A 19810-nucleotide genomic window follows, 5' to 3' on the forward strand; every position below is an offset into this window, starting at 1 on the left:
GGACCCGCCGTCGCGGAGACCCGCCGTCGGTGAAATCGAAAGCCCCGTGCAGGAGCAGCACGTGCCCGTGTGCGGACCGTGTCCTCCGAAGCCGCCGGCGGGGCGGGCCGTCGCGCGCTCGTGTGGATCGTCGACGAGCCTGAGGGCCACGACACCCGGCCCGCCCACCGGCGCCACCGCGCCGGCTGTGACGGTTACCCGGCGGCCCCACTCGGACGGCCCGAATCTGAAATGGCCCCACCGCTCGACCCGGGCGGACATTGCCGGGGAACCCGGTTGGGGCTGTCAACGAACACCTGCCGGCGCCGGGACGAGCCGTCTCGGTGGGGCTGAGCCAAAGACGTCACAGCCACCGCGCCGCCGACCGGGCGACCCCGCGGCGCGTGCGCCGTGGGGTCGCCCGGTCGGGGAACCGTAGGGTCGAGTGCATGGCACAGGCCGGTGGTTTCGGCGACGAGCACGGCCCCGAGCGGCTTGTCGCGTTGTCCGACGGCGTCTTCGCGATCGCGATGACGCTGCTCGTCCTCGACATCTCGATCCCACCCGACCTGGGGACCGCGGGATTCCGCCACGCACTGGGCGAACTACCACCCAAGGTCGCCGCGTACGCCCTCAGCTTCCTCATCATCGGGGCCTTCTGGCTCGACCACCGCCGCGTCCTGCTGGGCATGTGCTCGGTCGACCTCCGCTTCACCACCCTCACCCTGGCCGGGCTCGGTGTGACCGCGTTCGTACCCTCCCGACCTCACTGCTGTCCGAATACGGCTCCGTGCCGGCATCGATCGCCATCCACGCCGCCACCATCGCGGCCATGGACCTCACCCAGATCGCCCCTGGTCCTGCTCCGGGCCCGCCACCCCGAACGCGACCGCACGCCGCTTCCTCCCACTCTCGCCAGGGCCTGGATCCTCGACCTCGCCATCACGGTCGTGGTCTTCCTGGTGACGATCCCACTCGCGTGGCCCCTCGGCGCAGACGCCATGTGGATCTGGCTGGTATTGATCCCGCTCAAGGGCGCGACCGGCCGCTCACGCACCGCATCCTCCCTGAAAACCCCGGAAACCGACGGCCGCTGAACGATGCCGACGTCTGGCGCATTTTTCCTGGCCCGAACCGTTGCCGTCGGACCAGTTTGAGCCCAGGACCGAGTACATCCGCGGCAGGGTCGTCGAGACCTGTGCCGAGGGCAACCTCGCGCTCTTCGCCCACATCGACGGCCGGTACGACCCCGAACGCATCCAAAGCGTCCTGGACGGCTCCACCCGGGCGAATACGAGGAGAAGCACTACGCCGACAAGCGGCGGCCAATCAGGCAATCATCAAAACCCCGCAACCCGCCCTGACCAGCCGATCAACACCCTCCTTCGCACCGGGAAAGCCCACCATGACGGAACGAACGACTTTCCAGACGCATCTGCGGCAGACCACCACCAGTATCCTGGAGGACATCCCCGGGCATGTGAGGCGTGAGATATACGTCCTGGGCTTCGGCATCTGGCGCATCGACACCGACCAGCGCCGCCCGTGCGTGGACATCGGTTACAACACGGAGACCCAGTATCAGAAGGAGATGCGCCCGGAATTCGATCCGGGAGAGGTGCGCTGGCACTATGCCTACTGGATTCTTGACGGCTTCAACAGGCTCGGCAACGTTCCCGAGGATCCGCTCGGCGGCCCGCTCTTCGAGGAGGAGGCCAGGAATCTCGGCATCTGGTACGACGGCGAGTTCGATCCCGATAGGGATCTGGAGGACGAGTCCCTTCTCCTAAGCCACTTCTGCGATGCCGTCATCGATCTCGCCCGTTACCTGCACGCGAGCGGCACCATCGAGAGGATCTTTGGCCGCCCACTGCCCGTGGTCGTGTTCGACATGGAATCCCCAGGCTGGGAGGAGGAGGCCACCACGGCCGCCAACCCGGCTGAACTGATCGAGGACTACTTGGCCCGGGAGTGAATGCACCGGTCCGTTCACCCGGTGGCGACAGGGTTTCTGCGTCGATCACAGTGTGGCCGGTTGGTGTGGTGGTGGTGTGTTGGTGGGTGTCGCTCGGTGGGGGCGTCCGGGCCGGTCGAAGAGCGTTTCGGGTGTGGTGGTGGGGTTGTCGTGGGCTGTCATGTGTTGATCAGGGCAGTGTCACAGGGCTTCCACCACACACCTCCGGCGTTGTCGGCTGGTTGACCGTTCCCGTGTGCGCTGCCCGTTGGTGGGTGTGTGCTGCGGGGTGTGGCAGGCCCGCGTGGGAACTCTTCGCCGTTTCCGACGCCCGGATCCCGGGACGTTGGGGTGCCGCGTGGGTGGGCGGTGCGTTGCCTGCTCGACATCGACGCGTCGGGGACGGTCACCTGCACGCATGTGCGGATCGTCGCCGAGACGGCCGGGTGTCCGAGCGTACGATGTGGCGGTGGCTGCGTGAAGCACGCGGAGGGCGTCTCGAGGCACGCCCCGGAAGAACGGCCTCACGCTCTCGGACCCGGTGTGGGCCGAACTCACCCGCCCGGGCGGCAACATGTCCGCCTTCCGTCGGGTGATGCTCGAACGACAGACGACGGGCACGCTCGCCGACTGGGACACCTCGGAGCCCTCGCTGAGCACGTTGCAACGGGTGATCCGCCGTGACGTGCGCGCGGGCCGGACTCCGGAGGTCTCCCGTCGATCCGGAAAGGACATGCGATCGGCGAGCTACGACCGCGTACTGGCCGAACTGGCGCTCCCGGGCACGGTCGACGAAGCCGGCCGGATCACCTTGCCGTCCCCGGCCGAGCACACCCCGGCCGTGACCGAGACCGGCCCCGCCACGACACAACCGTCGCCGTTCGCAAATGGCGCGCGGCTCCACGTGCCCGGCGCGCACGTGGTGTCGACCCGCCAACTCGGCGCGGTGGCCGAAGCCCTCGCCCACACGGTCGCCGCCCGCGGGATCGTGTGCGTGTACGGCGACACCGGCCACGGCAAGACGGTCGCCGTCGACCAGGCGCTGCGTTGCCGCCCAGGCGGGTCCCGGCCCATCGAGCACAGGTTGCAGTCAAACCCGCGCTGCCCCAACTGCGCGCCGCGCTGCTCACCGCGTTCGGCCTGCCGGCCACCCACCTGACGAACCGCACCGACGCGGCCGACCGCGTGCTCGTCGACGCGCTGAAGGAGCCGGGCGTGTGAGTGTGCGTTGTGGTGGCGGTGGTTGGTCGTCAGTGGGGTGCGGGTGTCGTGTGGGTGTTTGTGTGCTGGTCGGGGTGTGGTTGACCGTGATCGTTTCGACTGTCACGGGAGTGACCATCGACTGACGTCGGGTGCCTAACACAAGCGGGTTGTTTTGTCATGGAGTTGCCCCGTTCCCGTGTCCGGGATCCGAGGCGCGGTATGTGCTGGCGGGCATGGCGAGGAGTCGTTCTTCGGTTTCGGTACGTCCTGCTGCTGGTTCCTCGGATACGGCAGTGTTGCGGCCGTTGGTGGTGGGTCGTCTGCTCGCGGTGGCGGAAGCGGGTGGTGTCTCCCGCGCGCACGTGGTGATGAGGACCTTCGAAATTGGCTGTGACGCGTGTTTCGGGACGATCACAATGGCTGGGCCAGGACGAGGGTCCGCAGCAGATCGAAGGACGCTCGGCCGTATGACCGCCGTTTGAGGAACTTGATGCGGTTGACCTGACCTTCGACTGCACCCGAACTCCACTGCAACGTATGGCCGTTGACGACGGCTTCCGAATCCGTCTGGAGGGAGATCGTGTAGGACTGCAACGGCGGTGGTCCGTCGGCGAGAACGTGGGTCACCCGGCCGGGCAGGTCGTTCCCGCGTCGTTCGCGGGTGATCGCGGAGAAGTCGTCGGCCGGGGCGTGGGCGGTGGCCGGGTCGGGGCAGGCGGCCAGGACGCGGTCCGGATCGGAGCGTTCGTTGTCGCCGAGGTTCTCCGGACGGCGCATGATCCAGGAGGTGTTCCGCCGTGGGCTGGGGATCACTCGCCGCGCTTCGGGGACGGGCGGTACCCGAGCGCATGGTCGCGACATACTTGGTGACGACGACGCGGCTGCCGCGATATCCCGGTTCGTGGATCTCCCGGTACAACTCGGCGGCGTTCGTCGCGCCCGCGTGGAGGCGGCGTTGGAGATAGGCCCGGAAGCGGTCGATCTCCCCGCTCCGGCGCTCGCGCGCGGAGGCGAGGAGTTCGTCGAGGTCGGTCGTCGCGAAGCGGCGCACGGTCTTGCGGTCCAGACCGAGGACTCGGGCGATCGCACTGATGGTGTAGCGGCGTTCACGCAGGTCGTGGACGTCGGCGTGCCGTTGTCGGGTGCGGGCCGGAGTTGGTTTCCCGGTGGGTCCATCGGTGGTGGGGATTCGATGAGGGCACGCGCGTTCGCGAGGTCGACCGCGTCGTCCCGAACCTCGGGGACCGTATGTTCGACGTTCTCGCGCAGGCAGGCCCGGTGGGCGTGGGCGGTGCGTTCGACTGCCGAGGTGAGGCTGTGAAGCAGGTGCCGGCGATCGGCCACGTGCCGTGCCTGGGGTGCGCCGCGTCGGTCGCCCTCGCCGAAGACTCGGCGTCGGTCGCGGCGGATGATCTCGACCTCGGGGTGCTCGGCGAGCCAGGCCGCGGACGTGTCCGCGGAGCGATCGGGCAGCAGGTCGATCGGGCGGCGCGTCTCGACGTCGATCAGGATCGTGCCGTGGGTACGACCTCTGTGGAACGCAAACTCGTCGACGCCGGGGATGCGCACGCTTGATCTCGGCGGATCGGGCAGTGTCCTCGGCCGGCGCACGATTCGAGTCGCGTTCGGCACGTACGTCCAGGTGCGTGGCGAGTCGGGCACCGGCCCGGCTGCCGACGGCCACACCGGTCGCCCGCACCATCCGGGCCGATGCGTCCGTCGAGCGACCGTGGCGCGTCGTCGGACGTGCGATCTGTTCGGCGAAAGTCCTTTTCCCGCATGAGTCTTCGTCGCAGCGGAATCGGCGGACCCGCAGGAACACGACCACGCGACGACCGCCGATCGGCCGGTCTGCGAGGCGCCGCGTGTAGACGTCGTGCACCCTCGTCGCCTCGCACCCGCAGGCCGGACAACGCGCGGTCCCTCCGTGCGCATCGATCCGATGCATGTCGCCGACAATCCGGGCCTTGTCCACGACCAGGCCCTCGACCTCCGGCCACACCAACCCCCAGAACCCCCGCACGTTCTCCATGCCGACGACGCTGAACGCCCAACCTCAACCGGAGAACCGGTTGTTCGGAAGTGATCGTCCCGAAATACGCGTCACAGCCTCTTTTTTTCAAAGATCGCCATCAACGTTCGGTTCACGTCCGGGGGCTCGCATGACGGTGGATTTCGACGTGAGTTTCGATCGGCTGGTGGTCACCGCGCAGGGGTTCAACACCCTGCGGGAACAGGTGAACACGATCGCGAACGGCCCGGCGCACGACCTGGGCGGCTCGGCCGGGATGGCCGGTGACGACGGCGCGGGCAACGCGTTCGCGAAGGTCTACCGGCCGGCCGCTGCGGAGACGCTCGACCAGATCGCGTTCGCCGCCTCCGTGATGGGTGCCACCTCCGCCACCGTGATGCGCACCGCGACCGACTACCTGGCCACGGAGGACGCGATCACCGCCGCGATGATGCGCGCACAGCCGATCGACCCGGCCATCAACGCCCTGCGCGGCCCGGCCGCCGATCCCTGCGATTCGACCGGGCGCGGCCGTGAACTCCCCACATCGTCGACAAACAAGGCACCTTCGAGCACGTCCTGAACCCCTCCCGGGGCAGCCGCGGGAAAGTCTCCTCTGCCCGCGGCAGCTGGAACTCCGCCACATCCCTCCTCGACGAGGTCCTCGCCCAGGCACAGCAGGGTGCCCGGACCATGCTCGCCGAATGTCGCGGCGTGGCCATGGACGGATTCGACACCTACTTCAAGCTGTTCGTCGGCTACCAGGGCGCGCCGCGCGAGCCGACCGAGGGCGCGCCGTTGATCGCGAACCTCGCCGCGGCGTGTCGTCAGATCGCCCACGCGTGCGAGCGGTACGCCTCGCACGTCAAGGATGACCAGGGCAGGATCCACCTTCCGCCGAAGCTGTTCGGCGGCGACGACTTGAAGCACGCCGTGCTGTCCGACTCGACTCCGACGTGAACGATCGGCGGGAGTGACGTCTTTTTCCAAGTGACAATGGGCGGCAGCGATTGGACTTGGACGCCTCCGACAAGCAAGCCGCTCTTGTCACCTCCCAGGCGCCGCGCTTTCGCCGCCGGCCGGCCGGCTTCCGGCAGGGAAGGTCTCGGAAACGATCGCCGAGTCCGGCGTGGGTCTCGAGGTATCCGGTGACGAGGAACATATTGGACGTCCGCGCCGAGTGATCGACACGTTCGCCGGTGTGCCGAAGGAGCGGAAGCGTCACACTTCGAGCGGCAGGACAACCCCGTGAACTCTGATTCCCTCGATCCGCACTGGGTCCGCAACTGGACTGTGGACATCACCGCGCACCTCCGGTCCGTCCTGTCCGTGTTCGACGGCGACGACCCCTACCCGCCCGGGAGGAACGAGATCGTCCTGACAGGCTCCGACCAACGTGACTTCGAGGCGATGCGCGTCCACTCGGCAATCCCGCAGGACCTGATCACCTTCTACAGTGTGACCAACGAGGTGGTCATGAGTGCCTTCGCCAACGCGTTCTTCATCAACCCGCCCAGCCACGTCATCAGGCAGTTCTCCGAGGAGCCCGTAGTCCTTGCCGATGGAAACCTCGGCACGATCTTCGCCGGCAACGGCGGAGGAATCCTCTACGCCATGGGCTCCGACAACAAGGTGTACCGCTCACACACCGCCGCCCTGAACGGCGGCTTCACGCCCATCGCGACCGGCCTACGCGACTTCCTCGAACAGTTGCGCGACGCTGTGGCTCTATATGCCCTCGTCCAAGACCCGGGACGCTGGTGACCTGACGCCTGTGCGTGAGGGGTTGCGGCGGTGGAGGCCGGGCGTGACCGTGACGGACATGCCGTGGTCGCACGATCCGACGATCCGTGTCGATCGCGATGTGCGCCGCAGCGTGGACCATCGTCCGCTTCGGGTGGCGCGGGTGGTGGCCGCGCGGGGCTGGTCCACGGCAGGACGTCGCCGCCGTGCGACGCGGTGTACCCCGGGTTGGATGCACCCCCGATGGAGCGTCGTGGAACACAGCGGGTTCTTCTGGCCGTCGCACGATTCGCTGCCGGAGCGGGCGCCGTTCCTCCGCTGTTCGGCCGGTGGCCGAACCGGCCTGCGGACGGCCAACCTGTCGCACGCTCCGCGAGTTCCACCGCGACTCCCGGCCCTTCGCCGCAGCAGTCGTGTCGGAGGCACGGGGAGCGGGTGTTGCCCAATCGGTGGCGACAGTTCCGGGACGCCGCGACGTGTTTTTCCTGGCCCGCATGACGCTTACGTCCACGACGCCGAGGGCAATCGCATCATCCGCCGCGAGGCCGGCAAGACCACCCTCTACCTCGGCAGCGACGCTTCGCGAGCGCCTGCAGCAGGCCGCCCTCGCCGAGCAGACGCACCCCACCCGCCCTGGCCTGCTCGGCCGCCTTCTCCGCGAGCTCGGCCACGGCCGCCGTCAACGTAGTGTCCACACCCTGCCCGGCAGCCGGCCCGGACGTCCCCGAAACGGCCTCCACCGCAGTCGACCCGGTCGTCGTAATCGCCACATCGGTCATCGGATACTCCCTTTGCTCAGGGTGTACACCGAGCCCTTGAGAGTTCCCCGCTGCCGCGTGGGCACGTCGTCGGCGGTCGCGGCGCCATTGCCGGGCGCGGCAGGCCGATGAGCAGTAGGCCGCGTCCGGCCGCGTTCCGGACGGGAGCCGGTCACCGCAGTGGTGGCAGGTGCGTTGATGAACGAGCCTTCGATCCCCTGATCGCCCGGTCGTGGCGTCGTGGTGCGCGCTTGACAGGGCGGGGTCCTCCGGGTGGGTCGGTGGCTGCCCGCCGTCGTCTGTGGTGAACGCACTCACGCGGCCCGCTTCGGAAGGTTCGGCGCGGGGTTGTCAGTCGTCGGCGGGCGGGTCGGCGAGGAAGTCGACGCGGTCGCGGTGGAAGGTCATTGTTCCGGCGATGGATCCGTCCCAGGGGAATCCGCCGGGTTGGTAGCGTTCGCTGACGGTGGCCCACCACAGGTTGGACGTCATGATGTGTCCCACCTCGTTCAGGTAGCCGCGCATCCCGGGCGCGTCGCCGTGGGGGCCGTTCGAGATCCGGTCGCGCAGATCGAGGAACTTGCCTTCGGTTTCGTCGATCAGGGCGCAGATCCTGTTCATCGCGCCTTCGAGGTCGAGCCCTTCGGATTCGCCGAGGTGGTACACGAGGTTCACGTGGTCGCCCATGACCAGTTCCTTGCGATAGGAGACGAGGTCGTTGATGAGCGTGTAACCGTCTATCGCGGTGTCGTGGATCTCCACGACGTCCGGGTGTTCGAACGCTTGCGGCGGTATCCGGAGGTCGCGGATCGCCTCCTCGGCGAAGCCGAACAACCAACGCACCCCCAGGCTGTGCCGACGATCGCGCATGTAGGTGTCGTAGTCCGAGACGCCGGCGTCCCGCCAGTCCTCCAACTCGGTCGTGAAGCCGTGCGCGAAGTCTTCCAGGTAGGACACGAATCGTGTCCAGCGGTCGCGGGGCATGCGATTGCGCAGCCAACCGAAGTCCTCGGAGAGCGGGGTGTGTCCGTCGCCCCAGCCGATCAGGTCGGCCATGAAGCGGCCGAACACGTTGCGGGTGGCGAACGAACTCCCGCCCAGGCCGGCCTTGTCGACGAGACTGTTCTCGATGCCGATCAGGTAGTTCATCACTTTCGCAGCGCAGAGGGCGAGTTCGTAGTCGGCATGCGGCATGGACAGCGAGACCAGGAGGGTGCCGTCCACGTTCTTGTCGACGCGGCCCGTGTTGCCGGCATAGGCGAAACCGAGGTGACGACGGGCCCACCACCGGGACTCGTCCATGAGTCGGTCGGTTTCGGGATGGAACGCCTTCGGCAACGTGTTGGCGAGTTCCGGCAGGCGAAAAGCGATCGGCAAGTCGGTCACGGTCGGTGCGCTCATGGCTGACTCCTCAAGGGCGAAAGGGAAGGCAACGCGCCGCGTCACGCTGGGGCAACCTTGAACCGCCGCCATCGGTGTCAATAGGAGGAACGCGACCGTTCATCCGAACTCCGGCTTCATGTAGCGCATTTGCCGACGAGAAGACCGCGCGATCGTCGTCACGCCCGTCCCTGCAGGCATCCCGCGCGGGCAGGTGGGCCACGCGGCCGAGCGGGCCCGTGACCGCGTCGCAGGGTGGTTCGCGTCGGCTCGTCGACGAGCTCGAGGCCGCCGCAGGCCGCGAGGACCGTCCGGACGACGCCGTGGGGCTCTACGAGCAGCGACGACGAGCAGTTCGTGAGGGCGGGCGATCCCGACAGGGCCCCCGATGACCCGTCGCGGACCGCACGGAATGAGGGCTTGTCGGGCGCGGTCGTTCCTGCGGCGCGCCTCGGTTTCCTGCCGGGTTTTCCGGTCTTGTTTTCCTGACGACTTTTCGGGTCGATTGTTTTGCTTGTCGATGGCCGCCTGCTTCCGGGCGCTCTTGGGGGTGGTCGGGACCGGGCGCGTCGTGCCGTGTACGCGGCGTCCGTTCGGCGGCTTGTCGAGCCCGGCGAGGGTCTCTTTCGCGGTTTCGGCAAGGTGGTCGTTCTTCGTGGACTCGTCCGGGAGGGAGTCCACGACGGTCGCCCCGCCCTCGGCCCACCCGACACCCCACCCCGCTCCGCCGCCACCCCGACGGCCGGCGCCGCGACGCCGACGGCGAGCAGCGCCTTCCGCTGCGCCGGGTCGCGACCTGACCTTCGTCCCAGCGCCCGATCGCGACCCGGCGAACACCGTCCCGGGCCCGGGAACGACGATCTCCTGCACCGCCACCGCCACCGCGCCGCCGCCGTCGACCCCTACGCCCTCACGGGCCCCCACGCCACCCGCCCCGACCCCGCGCTGCCACACCCGCCGCCGCGCCCCGAACGCCGCCGTCCCACGTCCCGGCCTCGCGACACTCGGCCCGGCCACACCCGCCGCCGCACCTCCGACTCCGCCATTTCGAACCGCCGCTGCGCCGGACATGTGAGGTTCGGTGGGGGGCTGTGAATGGTCGGCGTGGTGACAGCGGTTGGGCGGCGGTGGGAGGCACCGTTGTGCCTGTTCGATGGTGTGTGGGTGTGTGTCACCGGCTGACACGGGCCGACCGGGCCGCTGTTGTGGGTCGGGGAAAGGGGCAGACGGCACTGCTGTCGCGGGGCCGCCCGTTCGGAGGCGTCCCGACGAGTCACCCTCCACCGCCGCGTCCGCGTTCCCCGGCGGTCGCCCACGACTCGATGCGACCGGGGCACCGTTCGTCGTGCACGCCTGTGCGGCGAGGCCTGCCCGGGGCGGCTCGCCTTCGGTCGCGATCCGTAGTCCCGGGCCTCGGTCGACCGCATCCGCGGCGTCGATGCCGGGTACCCATAATCATGCCCACCCACCTGGGTTTCTTCCCTTCCCGGTACCTCGAACGTATGCTGAGGCCATGCCCGCATTGAACATCGATTTCAGCGACGAGGAACTCGCCGAACTCCGCGAGACGGCCAAGGCCCGCGGCGTCACCCTCAAGAGCCTGGTCCGCGAGGCCGTCACCGAGGACCTGGCGCAGCGCCGCGCCCTGGCCGCGATGACCGCGGTCCTGCGCGCTTTCACCGCCGAACACACGACCGCGTTCGACGACGCGTTCCCCGACGACGCCCCCACCGGGGCCCGTCGACGCGGGGCGGCCTGACCCGGTGATCCTCCACATCGACCTGCGCTGGCTCCTCGAGCGCCAGACCGACGTCCTGCCCGAGGGACCCGACGTCCACGACTACTCCGGTCTGGTCGCGGCCGTCGCCCGCCACCGCGTCAACACCCCCCGCCTGGGCGAGGACGCCGACCCCGCCTGGCGGGCCGCGTCCCTGCTGCACACCCTGATCCGGCTGCGGCCGCTGCCCGCGCGAAACGCCCTGTTCGCGTGTGGTGTCGCCGTCGCCTACATGGCCGCCTCCGACCAGGGCGTGGATCCGCCGTACGGCGCGCTCGTCGACCTCGCCCGCGCCGTCGACACCGGCAAGGCCGACGTGTACACCGTCGCCGAGCACCTGCGGTCCTGGCGGATCTGACCCGACCGAGACCAGGGCGGACGTCGACCTCGGGGCCGACCGGTCCCGGCCTGCGGAGGCCGCGCAGGCCCGGACCCCCGTCGTCCCTCCCGACAGCCCCGGCGTACCGGCGTGGGAGAGCTCGAACCGGCTCCCGACCGGCACGACCCCCGGGGGCGAGGGGTGATCCGTCACACCCGTCACCGCTGCCACCGTCGCCGGCCCAAACGCCCCGACACCCGTCTCCGGAGAGCAGAGGTCGCGGAGGAAATCGCCGACATCGAAAAGGACACATCACCGGGAAGTTGCCGTGCGCGCAGCCGTACGTGGTGGGCACGATGGCCGGGTGAGCCGACCAGGAACACCTTGGCCTTCGGGGCCCTCGTCGACCACGTCGATCTGTGGCGGCTCGGTGACCCAGCCGCCGTGGTCTTTGCCGTCGGCGGGCCGCCCGAAGAGCCTGCTCTCCGCCTGGGGTTGCGCCGTGACGACCTATGGACAAGGAAGAGAAGCCCGGGAATGGACGACGACTCGGTTGCAGCGGAGAGGGCGGATTGGGATTTTGTACCGTGTGTACGGGTAGGGCCTTTGCGATTCGGGATGACACCCGAAGAGGTGAGGGCCGCATTGGTCGATGCCGTTCCTCGACCGAGTACCCACCCGTGGAGGCTGGAGTTCGAGAATCCCGGTCTGTCGACATACTTCGAAGAGGACTTGGGATTGTGTGCCGTTGCTCTGGACGCGAAGCGGGGACCGCAGGTTCGCATCGCGGATTTCCCCGTCGTGGGCCGGCCGCCGTCGATGGTTGCGGATCTGCTCGTGGACTATGCGGTGCGCAACGACATGGAGGGTCGTATTACCCACGAGGGGGATCCCGCGATCGAGGCACTGGGTTTGGTGCTGCGCGCTCAACGATCCGGGGACGTGCTTCGGACCCGACCGATATTCGTGAGGCGGGAATGGGCACCCAATGCGGGAGACGTAGTCTCCGGGAAACTTCCGAAATGGGAATGGTACAGGCGTTCGTACGCAGCTGACGTGGGTCTGTGAATCGAACTGCTCTGTTCCCGTACTCGGTTGTGGTTCCGGGGGCGGTCGTTGGTGTGTAGACGGTGGTGCGAGCTGGGGTGCTGTGGATGAAAGCGCTTCAGGGCTGTCCGAGCGGGGCCTGGTCGATCGGGTCCGGGTCGGGAACTCCCTGGGCGCCGACTCCCACCTTCGGCACACCACCGCCCGCGCGACACCGAACACCGCCTCGGGATCGACCCCGCCCCGCGCCGCCCGCCGCGCCACACCTGCCCACCGCCGCTGCGCCCGGACCACCTCCGGTACTTCGTGCAACTCGAGATATTCCGGCACACCGTCGGCGTCCGCGTCCGGACTCCACCGCGCGTGCCGCGCGCACGCCCGCTCCCACCGCGCCGCGTACCGAACCACCCGCACTGGCCTGCCGGTGCGCCGTGCCGTACACAGGCGGCATCCGAACGCCACCGGCCCCACCACGGCGCCGCCCACCCGCCACATCCCCCGCGGCTTCCCCGCCGTGTCCCTCCCGGCGATCTTGTCCTCCTGCCTGCCCCAGGAGGGCAACGCCCGTGCGAGTACTTCCTCCTCGACGTCGCACTGTGAGGTTCGGTGGGAGTGTCAGTGGGTTGTTCGGTTTCGTGTGTCACCGTGTGTGGGGGTGTTTTCCGCTGGTCGGTGGGGTTGTTTGTGGCCGATCATGGTGACGTTTTCCCGAATGTGCGGTGACAGGAAGCCGTATCGGCCGATGTCACCTTCGCCGTATCTCCTTTGTCTCCGTCGTCTTTCGTCGTGGGCATCAGTGCCAGCGCCCCAGGAGCCAGGCAGCGATGGCGCGACCCACGCCGGCCGCGAATCCACCGAGCACGGCACAGGCCAACCTGAGCCGCGTACGTTCCCTGGGACGGGAAACGAGAGACACGAGACCATCTCCTTTGTCGATCGGTTGCCCGGCACGGGCTTCGACGAGGGCCGGCGAGGCATCCACCGCCGGACGACTCCAGTCAGCCACACGGCACTTCGCGGGAACGGGCGAGAGATCATGGGGTTCTAACTAGCCTGTCCGGCATGCCACGTACCGCGCCGAGCAGAGCCGACGAGGAACTGCTCAAACGATTGCGAGATCGAGGACACTCGGTGACGGCGCCCCAGTTGGAGCGTTGGAGAGCCGCTGGCATCCTGCCCGCGAACGAACGCGAGGCGCTCGGCCGCGGAAACGGATCGACATCGCGCACCCCCCGGGAGACCCTTCAGATCGCCGAGGCGCTCGCGATGGCGGTACGACAGGGCAGGCCACTTCACGAGGCCGTTCTCCGTGTTTTCACCGTGCATCCGGGAGCCGGAGACGATTTCCGAGCCACCGACAGGCTCCCTCTACCCGAGGCCGCGATACGGGCCGCCCTGCAGTGGTACGTACGTCGTCACGACGACCCACTGATGCGGCGCCTACGGCAAGCGGCCCACGGGGCCCGCACCAGTCAGGAAGCCGCAGACGCCGTCCTGGAGGCGGCGCGTCGGTACTTCGACCGTGCCCTGCGCCGGCAACGCCGCCTCCGACGGCGAGACCTGGATCTCTTCGACCCCATCCGACTCCACGACGCGAACGATGTGCAGGCCTGGACGCTTTGGATCGCGGCGACGGCGCTGGGAACCGAGGAGATCGGCTTGGACGCGCTTTACGACGCCCATCTGCGAAATCCCGTACGGACGTTGAACGGACCTCGTCTCGACCGAAGCCTCATCGACGACCTGGAAAAATGCCGAGATGAGGATCGTCGGCGAGAACTCCGGGGCGAGTCACCGACCTACGCGCCACTCCTGACCTGGTATCCGGGTACCGAAACCCTCCTGCGTGTCCTACCGCGCATCGACTTCACCACGCTCTGTCGCGCACGCGATGTCTTCAGCTACTTGGGAGAAGCCGCCCCGATCTACCAGGCAGCCCGTCGTGTGATCCCCGACGACCCGGACGTACGGCACTTGGACCGGGCGTGCGCGCAGGAACCTCTCGTCGCTCTCGTCCTGCACGCCACGGCCGCGATGGGTCGCAGACCTGCCACCGACGCATGGAAGTCTTTGACGCGCCTGGTCATCGGCACCTTCAGTACCCCTTCCGGATGGCATGACCTCGAACAGGCATGCCTCGCCATGCACCCGGCACTGGACGACCCCTGGGGCATGTACGCGCGCGTCTCCGCAGCTTGGTCGGCATCCCACCACCGCTGATCCACTGTTCGGTCAACATGCGCGGGGGGGAGGTTCGGCTTCGTGCGTCACCGGTACGCAGGTGTATCAGCACTGTTCATGGGTGGCTGGGCAGGTCGATCGTGGTGATGCGAAGCCATCGGTCGATGTCGCCTTGGCCGTTTTCTCTGCCTGTCGATCGTCGGGGCGTGATGTCCCCGCCTGGTTCGGGGAGTTCCGCCGCACCGTGGATCACCTAGCACGTGTGTCGTTCGGAGTGACGGGAACGGCAGGCCGTCACCCGTTCGGGTGATCGGTCGGGCCGGGAGTTCGCTCCCGGCTCGTAGTCTCGCCTCCGGCCCGCCTGCCCTCGGGAACGGGCCCTCGGCCGAACTGCCCTGCACACCAACATCGTTCGACGTCGGAGACCGCGCGTGATCACCCTGCCGTCACCCGCCCGCCCACTCGAGGGGCGTCCCCGGTGACCACTCCGGGAGACACTCCGGTCCAGGGCGGCCTGGGCCGGCACCGGGACGAGTTGCGGCCCGCCGCGATCGGTCAACTCCTGCGGCTGCGCCGAGCGGGAGAGTTGACCACCGCTCACGTGCGGCTGGTCGCCGACGCGGTGGAGGTGAGCACACGCACGGTATGGCGCTGGCTCGCGCAGGCCGAAGAGAGCGGCACACCGGAGAAGCCCATCCGAAAGCGTCTACGGATCACCGACGAGATCATCGATGTGCTGGCCGACTACCAGGGCAACGTCAAACGCGCCCACGAGCACCTGGCACGCACCGCCCTGGCCGCGGGTAAGGACCCACCGGGGCTGACCACCCTGCACGACGCCATCGCCCGCGACCTCGATCCCGGCTTCATGGCGGGCCTACGCACCGGCATTCCCGCCGCCCGCGGCTTCGACCCCGCGTTCAAACGACCTGCGGTGGCCCGCAACCAGGTGTGGGAGGCAGACCACAAACAGGCCCCTCTCGTCGTGACCATGCCCGACAACACCACCTCCAGGGTGTGGGTGACGTGGTTCGAGGACCGCGGCACCGGCTACGTGATGGGCTGGGCAGTCACCGCCGGCTCCGCGCACCGCGGATCCGTCCTGGCCGCCGTACGCGCATCGGTGCTGCGCCAGGCCCCCTACGGACCGGCCGGCGGACTGCCGCACCTCGTGCGCATCGACGGCGGCGCCGACTTCATGTCCAAGACCGTCCAACGGGCCTTCGGCCTCCTCGGCGTACCGGTCCACCGTGTGCGCAGCGCCCGCCACAAGGGCGGCATCGAGCGGCTGAACCGCACCGGCACGACCCGCTTCTTCGCCGACCTGCCCCGCTACACCCAAGCACCCCGACTCGACCACCGCCACCGCGCCGGCGACCAGGACCCACCGCTGACCTTCGAGGCGTTCGTCGACCTCCTGCGCGAGTGGGTACACCACCACAACACCGAACACGTGCTCGCACGCACCGGGCTGACACCACTGCAGGCATGGCTGTCCGACCCCACCGAGATCCGCCCCGAGCCCGGCCCGACCGAACTGCGCGCCCTCATGCTCGAAAGCGACCACCGGCCCCGCAAGATCACCAGCCACGGAGTGGAGTTCGCGGGCCGCTGCTACATGCCCGAGAACGGCGTCGGCCGCATCGGCGTCCAAGTACGCGTCCGATGGATGCCCCACCACCATCACGAGATCGACCTCTACACCTTCCGCGGGAACCGCTACCTCGGCCGGGCCCTGCTCAGCGACGAGGCCACGGAGGAATTGCGCGCCAAGGTCCTGACCGGCCGCACCGAGCACAGCGCAACGCTGCGCCGGGCCCTGAAGCGCTCCGGCGAGCGCAAGCGGGAACGCTACCTGCCCTCCACCGAGTCCGAACCGCCCGTGCGGGCAATCCGCATGACGGAGCACCAGGCGCTGAACGAACTCGCCGGCGCCGGCGGGAGAAAGCCCGCCACGCCCCGTCGCCGCGCCCAGTCCTACTCGCCCCTGACCCCCGTCCCACCCGGCTGGACACGCTCCGGCCAAGCTTCCACCACACCCAAGGACGACTCCTCATGACGACCGCTCCCAAGCGCCGGCACCTGCCCCAGCGCCGCCCGGTCACGCCGGCGAGCCACCCCGGCACGGCATCGCGCCGCCGCCCGGATCTGCGCCCCCAGTTCTTCCTCGGCCTCGAGGATTCCACGCTCGTTCCCACCGACACCCTGCTGCAGATCAAGGACACCGTCGTCGACACCGTCGAGTCGCGGGCCATGTCGGTGATCTACGGCGATCCCGGGCTCGGCAAGAGTTTCAGCACCCGCGCCACGATCCAGGAGATGAACCCGGATCTGATCCTCCCGCTGGACTTCGCCCGTTCCCGCCCCGGCCCCAAGGACCTGCGCGAGGAACTGTTCCACCAGATGAACCTCAGCTGCAAGATGCCCGGCACCCCCACCGCGTTCGACAAACTGCTGCGCGAGACCCTGCCCAGACGCCCGTACGTGATCGTCTGCGACGAGGCCCAGCAGTACCGGCGGGAGAAGTGTGGGTCGGGGGGTTGTTCGTAAGGCGGGAGTTGCTTTTCTTGCGGTGTCTCGTTGACGACTTAGGTGGCGCGCGTTTCGTTCAGGTGCCGCCTTAACCACGAGTCGTGGCGAGATGGCGGGTGGGGTATGGGGGAGAGGCCGATTCTGCGGCTGGTCGAGGGCGGCGGGCCCGCGGCTCCGGCTGTCGATCCCGGGCGGGTCCCGGACGTGTGGGCCTTCCAGGCCGACTGCGCGCGGGCGTTCGCCGACACCTGGGTGGTGAGGGGCTTCGCCGCAACGACGATCACCTCCTACACCTCCCTGCTCCAGCGGGTACTGGATCACTTCGACCGCCCCGTGTGGCGGATCGAACCCGCCCACGTGGACGCGATGCTCCACGATCTGCTGCTCGCGGGCCGGGCCGCGGGAACCAGGCGCGGCTACCTGGACATGCTGCGCGCGTTCCACACCTTCGTGCGCCTGCGCTACGCCGCCCGGATCCGCGCCCTGTACCGAGTCCCGGTCCACGACCCGCTGGACCGGTTCAACCGGCTGCGCCACGTCTGGGACGACACACCCCACCCGCTGCCGCCCTCGGGAGAGCGTCTCACCGCGTTCTTCGCGTTCGCCCGCACCCGCCTGGCCGCCGTGTCCGACTACCCGGCCGCGGCACGGGACTACGCGCTGCTGCGCACCCTGTACCACTCCGCGCCGCGGCTGAGTGAAGCACTCCACCTCGACCTATACGACGTCCACCCCGAACTCGGCCCCACCGGCAAGCTCCACGTACGGTTCGGCAAAGCGGCCAACGCCTCGGGGCCGCGCCCGAGATGGGCACCCATGCTCGACGGCCTGGACCGGATCCTCGCCTGGTACCAAAGCGATATCCGCCCTCTGTTCCCCGACACCGCCGCACTGTTCTGCGACGCCCACGGAAGACCGCTGAAACCGGAGACCGCACGCGACCGCCTGACCCACCTCCTGAAGGCCGAGGGCCGACCCGAGAGCGACCGGTTCACCCCGCACGACCTGCGCCGCGCGTGCGCGACCCACCACTACGAGCAGGGCATGAACCTGCTCGTAGTCCAGCAGCTGCTCGGACATCGGCACATCGCCTCGACCATGGCCTACGTCCGCCCATCACTCACCTTCGTCGAGGACGCCTGGCGCCGTGCGACGCAGGTCGCCGTCACCGGCCTGACCGGCTGACCCACAGGCAGGCAGAATGCTCATGACCACACCACCGCCTCTGCGCGCCGTCGAGTCCTCGGCTCCGTCGCCACAGGTGGAGTGGAGACTGCGGATGGCCGCGGCACAGCGCGGCATCTGGACCGGCACACAACTGCGCCGACTCCTCGCCGAGCGGGCAGGCCTCGAACTGTCCGCGGCATCGGTGTCCGCCCTGTTCACCAAGCAGCCCTCCCAGGTGAAACTGTCCACCCTGGCCGCGCTGTGCGCCGCCCTCGACTGCACCCCGGGCGACCTGCTGGCCGTCGGCGATCCCGCCGCGCCCCCACCCCCCATCCCAAGCACCACCCCATCCCCACCACCCCCGCGGCAAACGTTTGCGCCGCTCCACCGATCCCTGCCACCGTTGTGACCGCACCCGATTCCGCCACGAACCCTTCCGCGACCACCGATGCCGCGCCACCTCCGGTGAAGGACACCTGCCCAACCTGTCACCGGCTGCGCCGGCTGCGCCCCGATACCGGCCGCTGCCCCTGGTGTTCGCGGCCCTGCACCCTCTGTGGCGCCCCACGCAGATCCACCGAACAAGCGTGCGCGGCATGCCGACGCCGATCCGCCGGACAACGGGCCCGAGGGCCCTGCCAGCACTGCGGACGCCGACGCGTCCTCGACGCGGCGACCCAGCGCTGCCGAGCCTGCGTCGATCCCGCCATCGCACCACCTCCGGCACCCTGTGAACGGTGCGGAACCAGCGGTCAGTGGGCCAAGAGTCTTTGCAAGCGCTGCTACGAGCACTCACCACACACGGTCTTGTCCCGCGCGGCCGGTTGGGCCGAGCGCATGCCCACCATGCCCTCCTGGTGGAACGACCTCGCCGCCCATCTCGCGGGGCATCGTCACCCGATATACGCGGCCGACATCGTCGCCACCACGGCACGGTTGATCCTCGACACCTCGACCCACAACCCCCACCGCCTCCTCGCCCACGCCACCCACGACGCCCCCGAACTCGTCGGAGCAATCACCGACTTCTTCCACACCCACGGCCACCTCGACCCACCACCGGCCCTCGCCGACCAGCAGGCGGCAGCCCGCCGCGCCCGCCGGATCCAGGCCACACCCGCCCCGCTGCGCCCCCACGTCGCGGAGTTCGCCGAGTTTCTCCTGCTCCAGCGCGAGCAAGCCGAGCACCTGGGACTACGGCCCAACCAGCCGAAGACCATCGAGATTCGCCTGGCCGGGGTCCGTGACCTGGCTCGTCACCTCCACGCATCAGGCCACACGAGCTGGGCGAGCGTCACCACCGCCGACCTGGAGTCCTTCCTGGCCGTCGACTCCGCCCTCCGCGCCTCTCGACTGGCGGGACTGCGTCAGTTCTTCGCGTACGCCCACCGCTCCAGGGCCATCCTTCACAACCCCACCGACCCGATATCCGCCGCACAGCAGAGGGGATTCCACGGCCCGACCCTCACTCCGTCCCGGCAGCGCACCCTGTACCGGAGGTGGACCACCCGCCACGACATTCACCCTCACGAGGCTTTCATCGGACTTGCCGCCCTGCTCCACGCGGCAAGCATCACCGAATTGCGCCTGCTCGCCGACACGGGAATCGATCCCTCCTGCCGGAGCGTCCGGTTCCCCGGCAGATCGGTGGCTCTCCCACTCGACGAGGCGACCTGGACGGCACTGCAACGCTGTCGAGACCACCGATACCGACTCGGCACGGAGAATCCTCACCTGCTGTCGGCGTCGTGTGAAATCG

The 19810-nt window shown here is 68.8% G+C and carries 17 protein-coding genes and 1 pseudogene; 15 read left to right on the forward strand and 3 right to left on the reverse strand.

Going from position 1 to position 19810, the window contains the following annotated elements:
* Positions 1–428: 428 nt before the first annotated feature.
* The 3 genes from EMA17_RS23495 to EMA17_RS23505 all read left to right on the forward strand — a co-directional run bounded on the left by EMA17_RS23495 (position 429) and on the right by EMA17_RS23505 (position 3092).
* The gene (locus EMA17_RS23495; RefSeq protein ID WP_126639090.1) at positions 429–1076 is read left to right on the forward strand and encodes a TMEM175 family protein; all 648 of its coding nucleotides are present in this window, start codon (positions 429–431) and stop codon (positions 1074–1076) included.
* Positions 1077–1384: 308 nt separating this feature from the next.
* Positions 1385–1954, forward strand: coding sequence for a hypothetical protein (locus EMA17_RS23500; RefSeq protein WP_126639091.1), 570 nt, complete (start codon positions 1385–1387; stop codon positions 1952–1954).
* Positions 1955–2474: 520 nt separating this feature from the next.
* Positions 2475–3092, forward strand: coding sequence for a hypothetical protein (locus EMA17_RS23505; RefSeq protein WP_126639092.1), 618 nt, complete (start codon positions 2475–2477; stop codon positions 3090–3092).
* A 455-nt stretch (positions 3093–3547) separates the two neighbouring features.
* Here EMA17_RS23505 and EMA17_RS54245 read toward each other — a convergent pair whose 3' ends face one another.
* Together EMA17_RS54245 and EMA17_RS56040 are read right to left on the reverse strand one after the other, a co-directional pair.
* Positions 3548–4822: an ISL3 family transposase gene (locus EMA17_RS54245; protein ID WP_371863035.1), complete on the reverse strand. Its 1275-nt coding sequence runs from the start codon at positions 4820–4822 to the stop codon at positions 3548–3550.
* A gap of 112 nt (positions 4823–4934) precedes the next feature.
* Positions 4935–5168 (reverse strand): annotated as a pseudogene (locus EMA17_RS56040) (transposase family protein); the annotation flags it as partial.
* Here EMA17_RS56040 and EMA17_RS23520 point away from each other — a divergent pair.
* From EMA17_RS23520 to EMA17_RS23530, 3 genes are all read left to right on the forward strand, one after another.
* Entirely contained in the window at positions 5104–5730 is a 627-nt protein-coding gene (locus tag EMA17_RS23520; RefSeq protein ID WP_126639094.1) for a hypothetical protein, read from the forward strand. The pseudogene EMA17_RS56040 and the gene EMA17_RS23520 overlap by 65 nt on opposite strands.
* Before the next feature lie 110 nt (positions 5731–5840).
* Positions 5841–6107, forward strand: a complete 267-nt coding sequence (locus EMA17_RS23525; RefSeq protein WP_126639095.1) for a hypothetical protein — start codon at positions 5841–5843, stop codon at positions 6105–6107.
* Positions 6108–6395: 288 nt separating this feature from the next.
* Entirely contained in the window at positions 6396–6911 is a 516-nt protein-coding gene (locus tag EMA17_RS23530) for a hypothetical protein (RefSeq protein WP_126639096.1), read from the forward strand.
* Between the two features lie 1088 nt (positions 6912–7999).
* Here EMA17_RS23530 and EMA17_RS23535 read toward each other — a convergent pair.
* On the reverse strand, positions 8000–9049 hold the full coding sequence (locus EMA17_RS23535; protein WP_126639097.1) for a terpene synthase family protein: 1050 nt from the start codon (positions 9047–9049) through the stop codon (positions 8000–8002).
* Positions 9050–10541: 1492 nt separating this feature from the next.
* On the opposite strand from EMA17_RS23535, the gene EMA17_RS23540 reads away from it, so the two are divergent.
* The 9 genes from EMA17_RS23540 to EMA17_RS23580 all read left to right on the forward strand — a co-directional run.
* Complete coding sequence (locus tag EMA17_RS23540; protein WP_126639098.1) at positions 10542–10787, forward strand: hypothetical protein; 246 nt, start codon at positions 10542–10544, stop codon at positions 10785–10787.
* A 4-nt stretch (positions 10788–10791) separates the two neighbouring features.
* Positions 10792–11163: a toxin Doc gene (locus tag EMA17_RS23545; protein ID WP_126639099.1), complete on the forward strand. Its 372-nt coding sequence runs from the start codon at positions 10792–10794 to the stop codon at positions 11161–11163.
* Positions 11164–11508: 345 nt separating this feature from the next.
* Positions 11509–12192: a hypothetical protein gene (locus tag EMA17_RS51930; RefSeq protein ID WP_160161529.1), complete on the forward strand. Its 684-nt coding sequence runs from the start codon at positions 11509–11511 to the stop codon at positions 12190–12192.
* A gap of 1041 nt (positions 12193–13233) precedes the next feature.
* Positions 13234–14391 (forward strand): hypothetical protein, encoded by a 1158-nt coding sequence (locus EMA17_RS23555; RefSeq protein ID WP_126639101.1) that lies wholly within the window; start codon positions 13234–13236, stop codon positions 14389–14391.
* Between the two features lie 439 nt (positions 14392–14830).
* On the forward strand, positions 14831–16411 hold the full coding sequence (locus EMA17_RS23560; protein ID WP_246126841.1) for a Mu transposase C-terminal domain-containing protein: 1581 nt from the start codon (positions 14831–14833) through the stop codon (positions 16409–16411).
* Complete coding sequence (locus EMA17_RS23565; RefSeq protein ID WP_246126842.1) at positions 16408–16902, forward strand: AAA family ATPase; 495 nt, start codon at positions 16408–16410, stop codon at positions 16900–16902. Before EMA17_RS23560 ends, EMA17_RS23565 begins: the two co-directional genes overlap by 4 nt.
* A gap of 105 nt (positions 16903–17007) precedes the next feature.
* Positions 17008–18069 (forward strand): tyrosine-type recombinase/integrase, encoded by a 1062-nt coding sequence (locus EMA17_RS23570; RefSeq protein ID WP_126639102.1) that lies wholly within the window; start codon positions 17008–17010, stop codon positions 18067–18069.
* Positions 18070–18163: 94 nt separating this feature from the next.
* The gene (locus EMA17_RS23575; protein WP_246126843.1) at positions 18164–18460 is read left to right on the forward strand and encodes a helix-turn-helix domain-containing protein; all 297 of its coding nucleotides are present in this window, start codon (positions 18164–18166) and stop codon (positions 18458–18460) included.
* A 428-nt stretch (positions 18461–18888) separates the two neighbouring features.
* A partial coding sequence (locus EMA17_RS23580) for a site-specific integrase (RefSeq protein WP_371863031.1) occupies positions 18889–19810 on the forward strand: 922 nt, incomplete at its 3' end.

Origin of the sequence: Embleya hyalina (assembly GCF_003967355.1) — a bacterium.
Lineage (GTDB): Bacteria > Actinomycetota > Actinomycetes > Streptomycetales > Streptomycetaceae > Embleya > Embleya hyalina.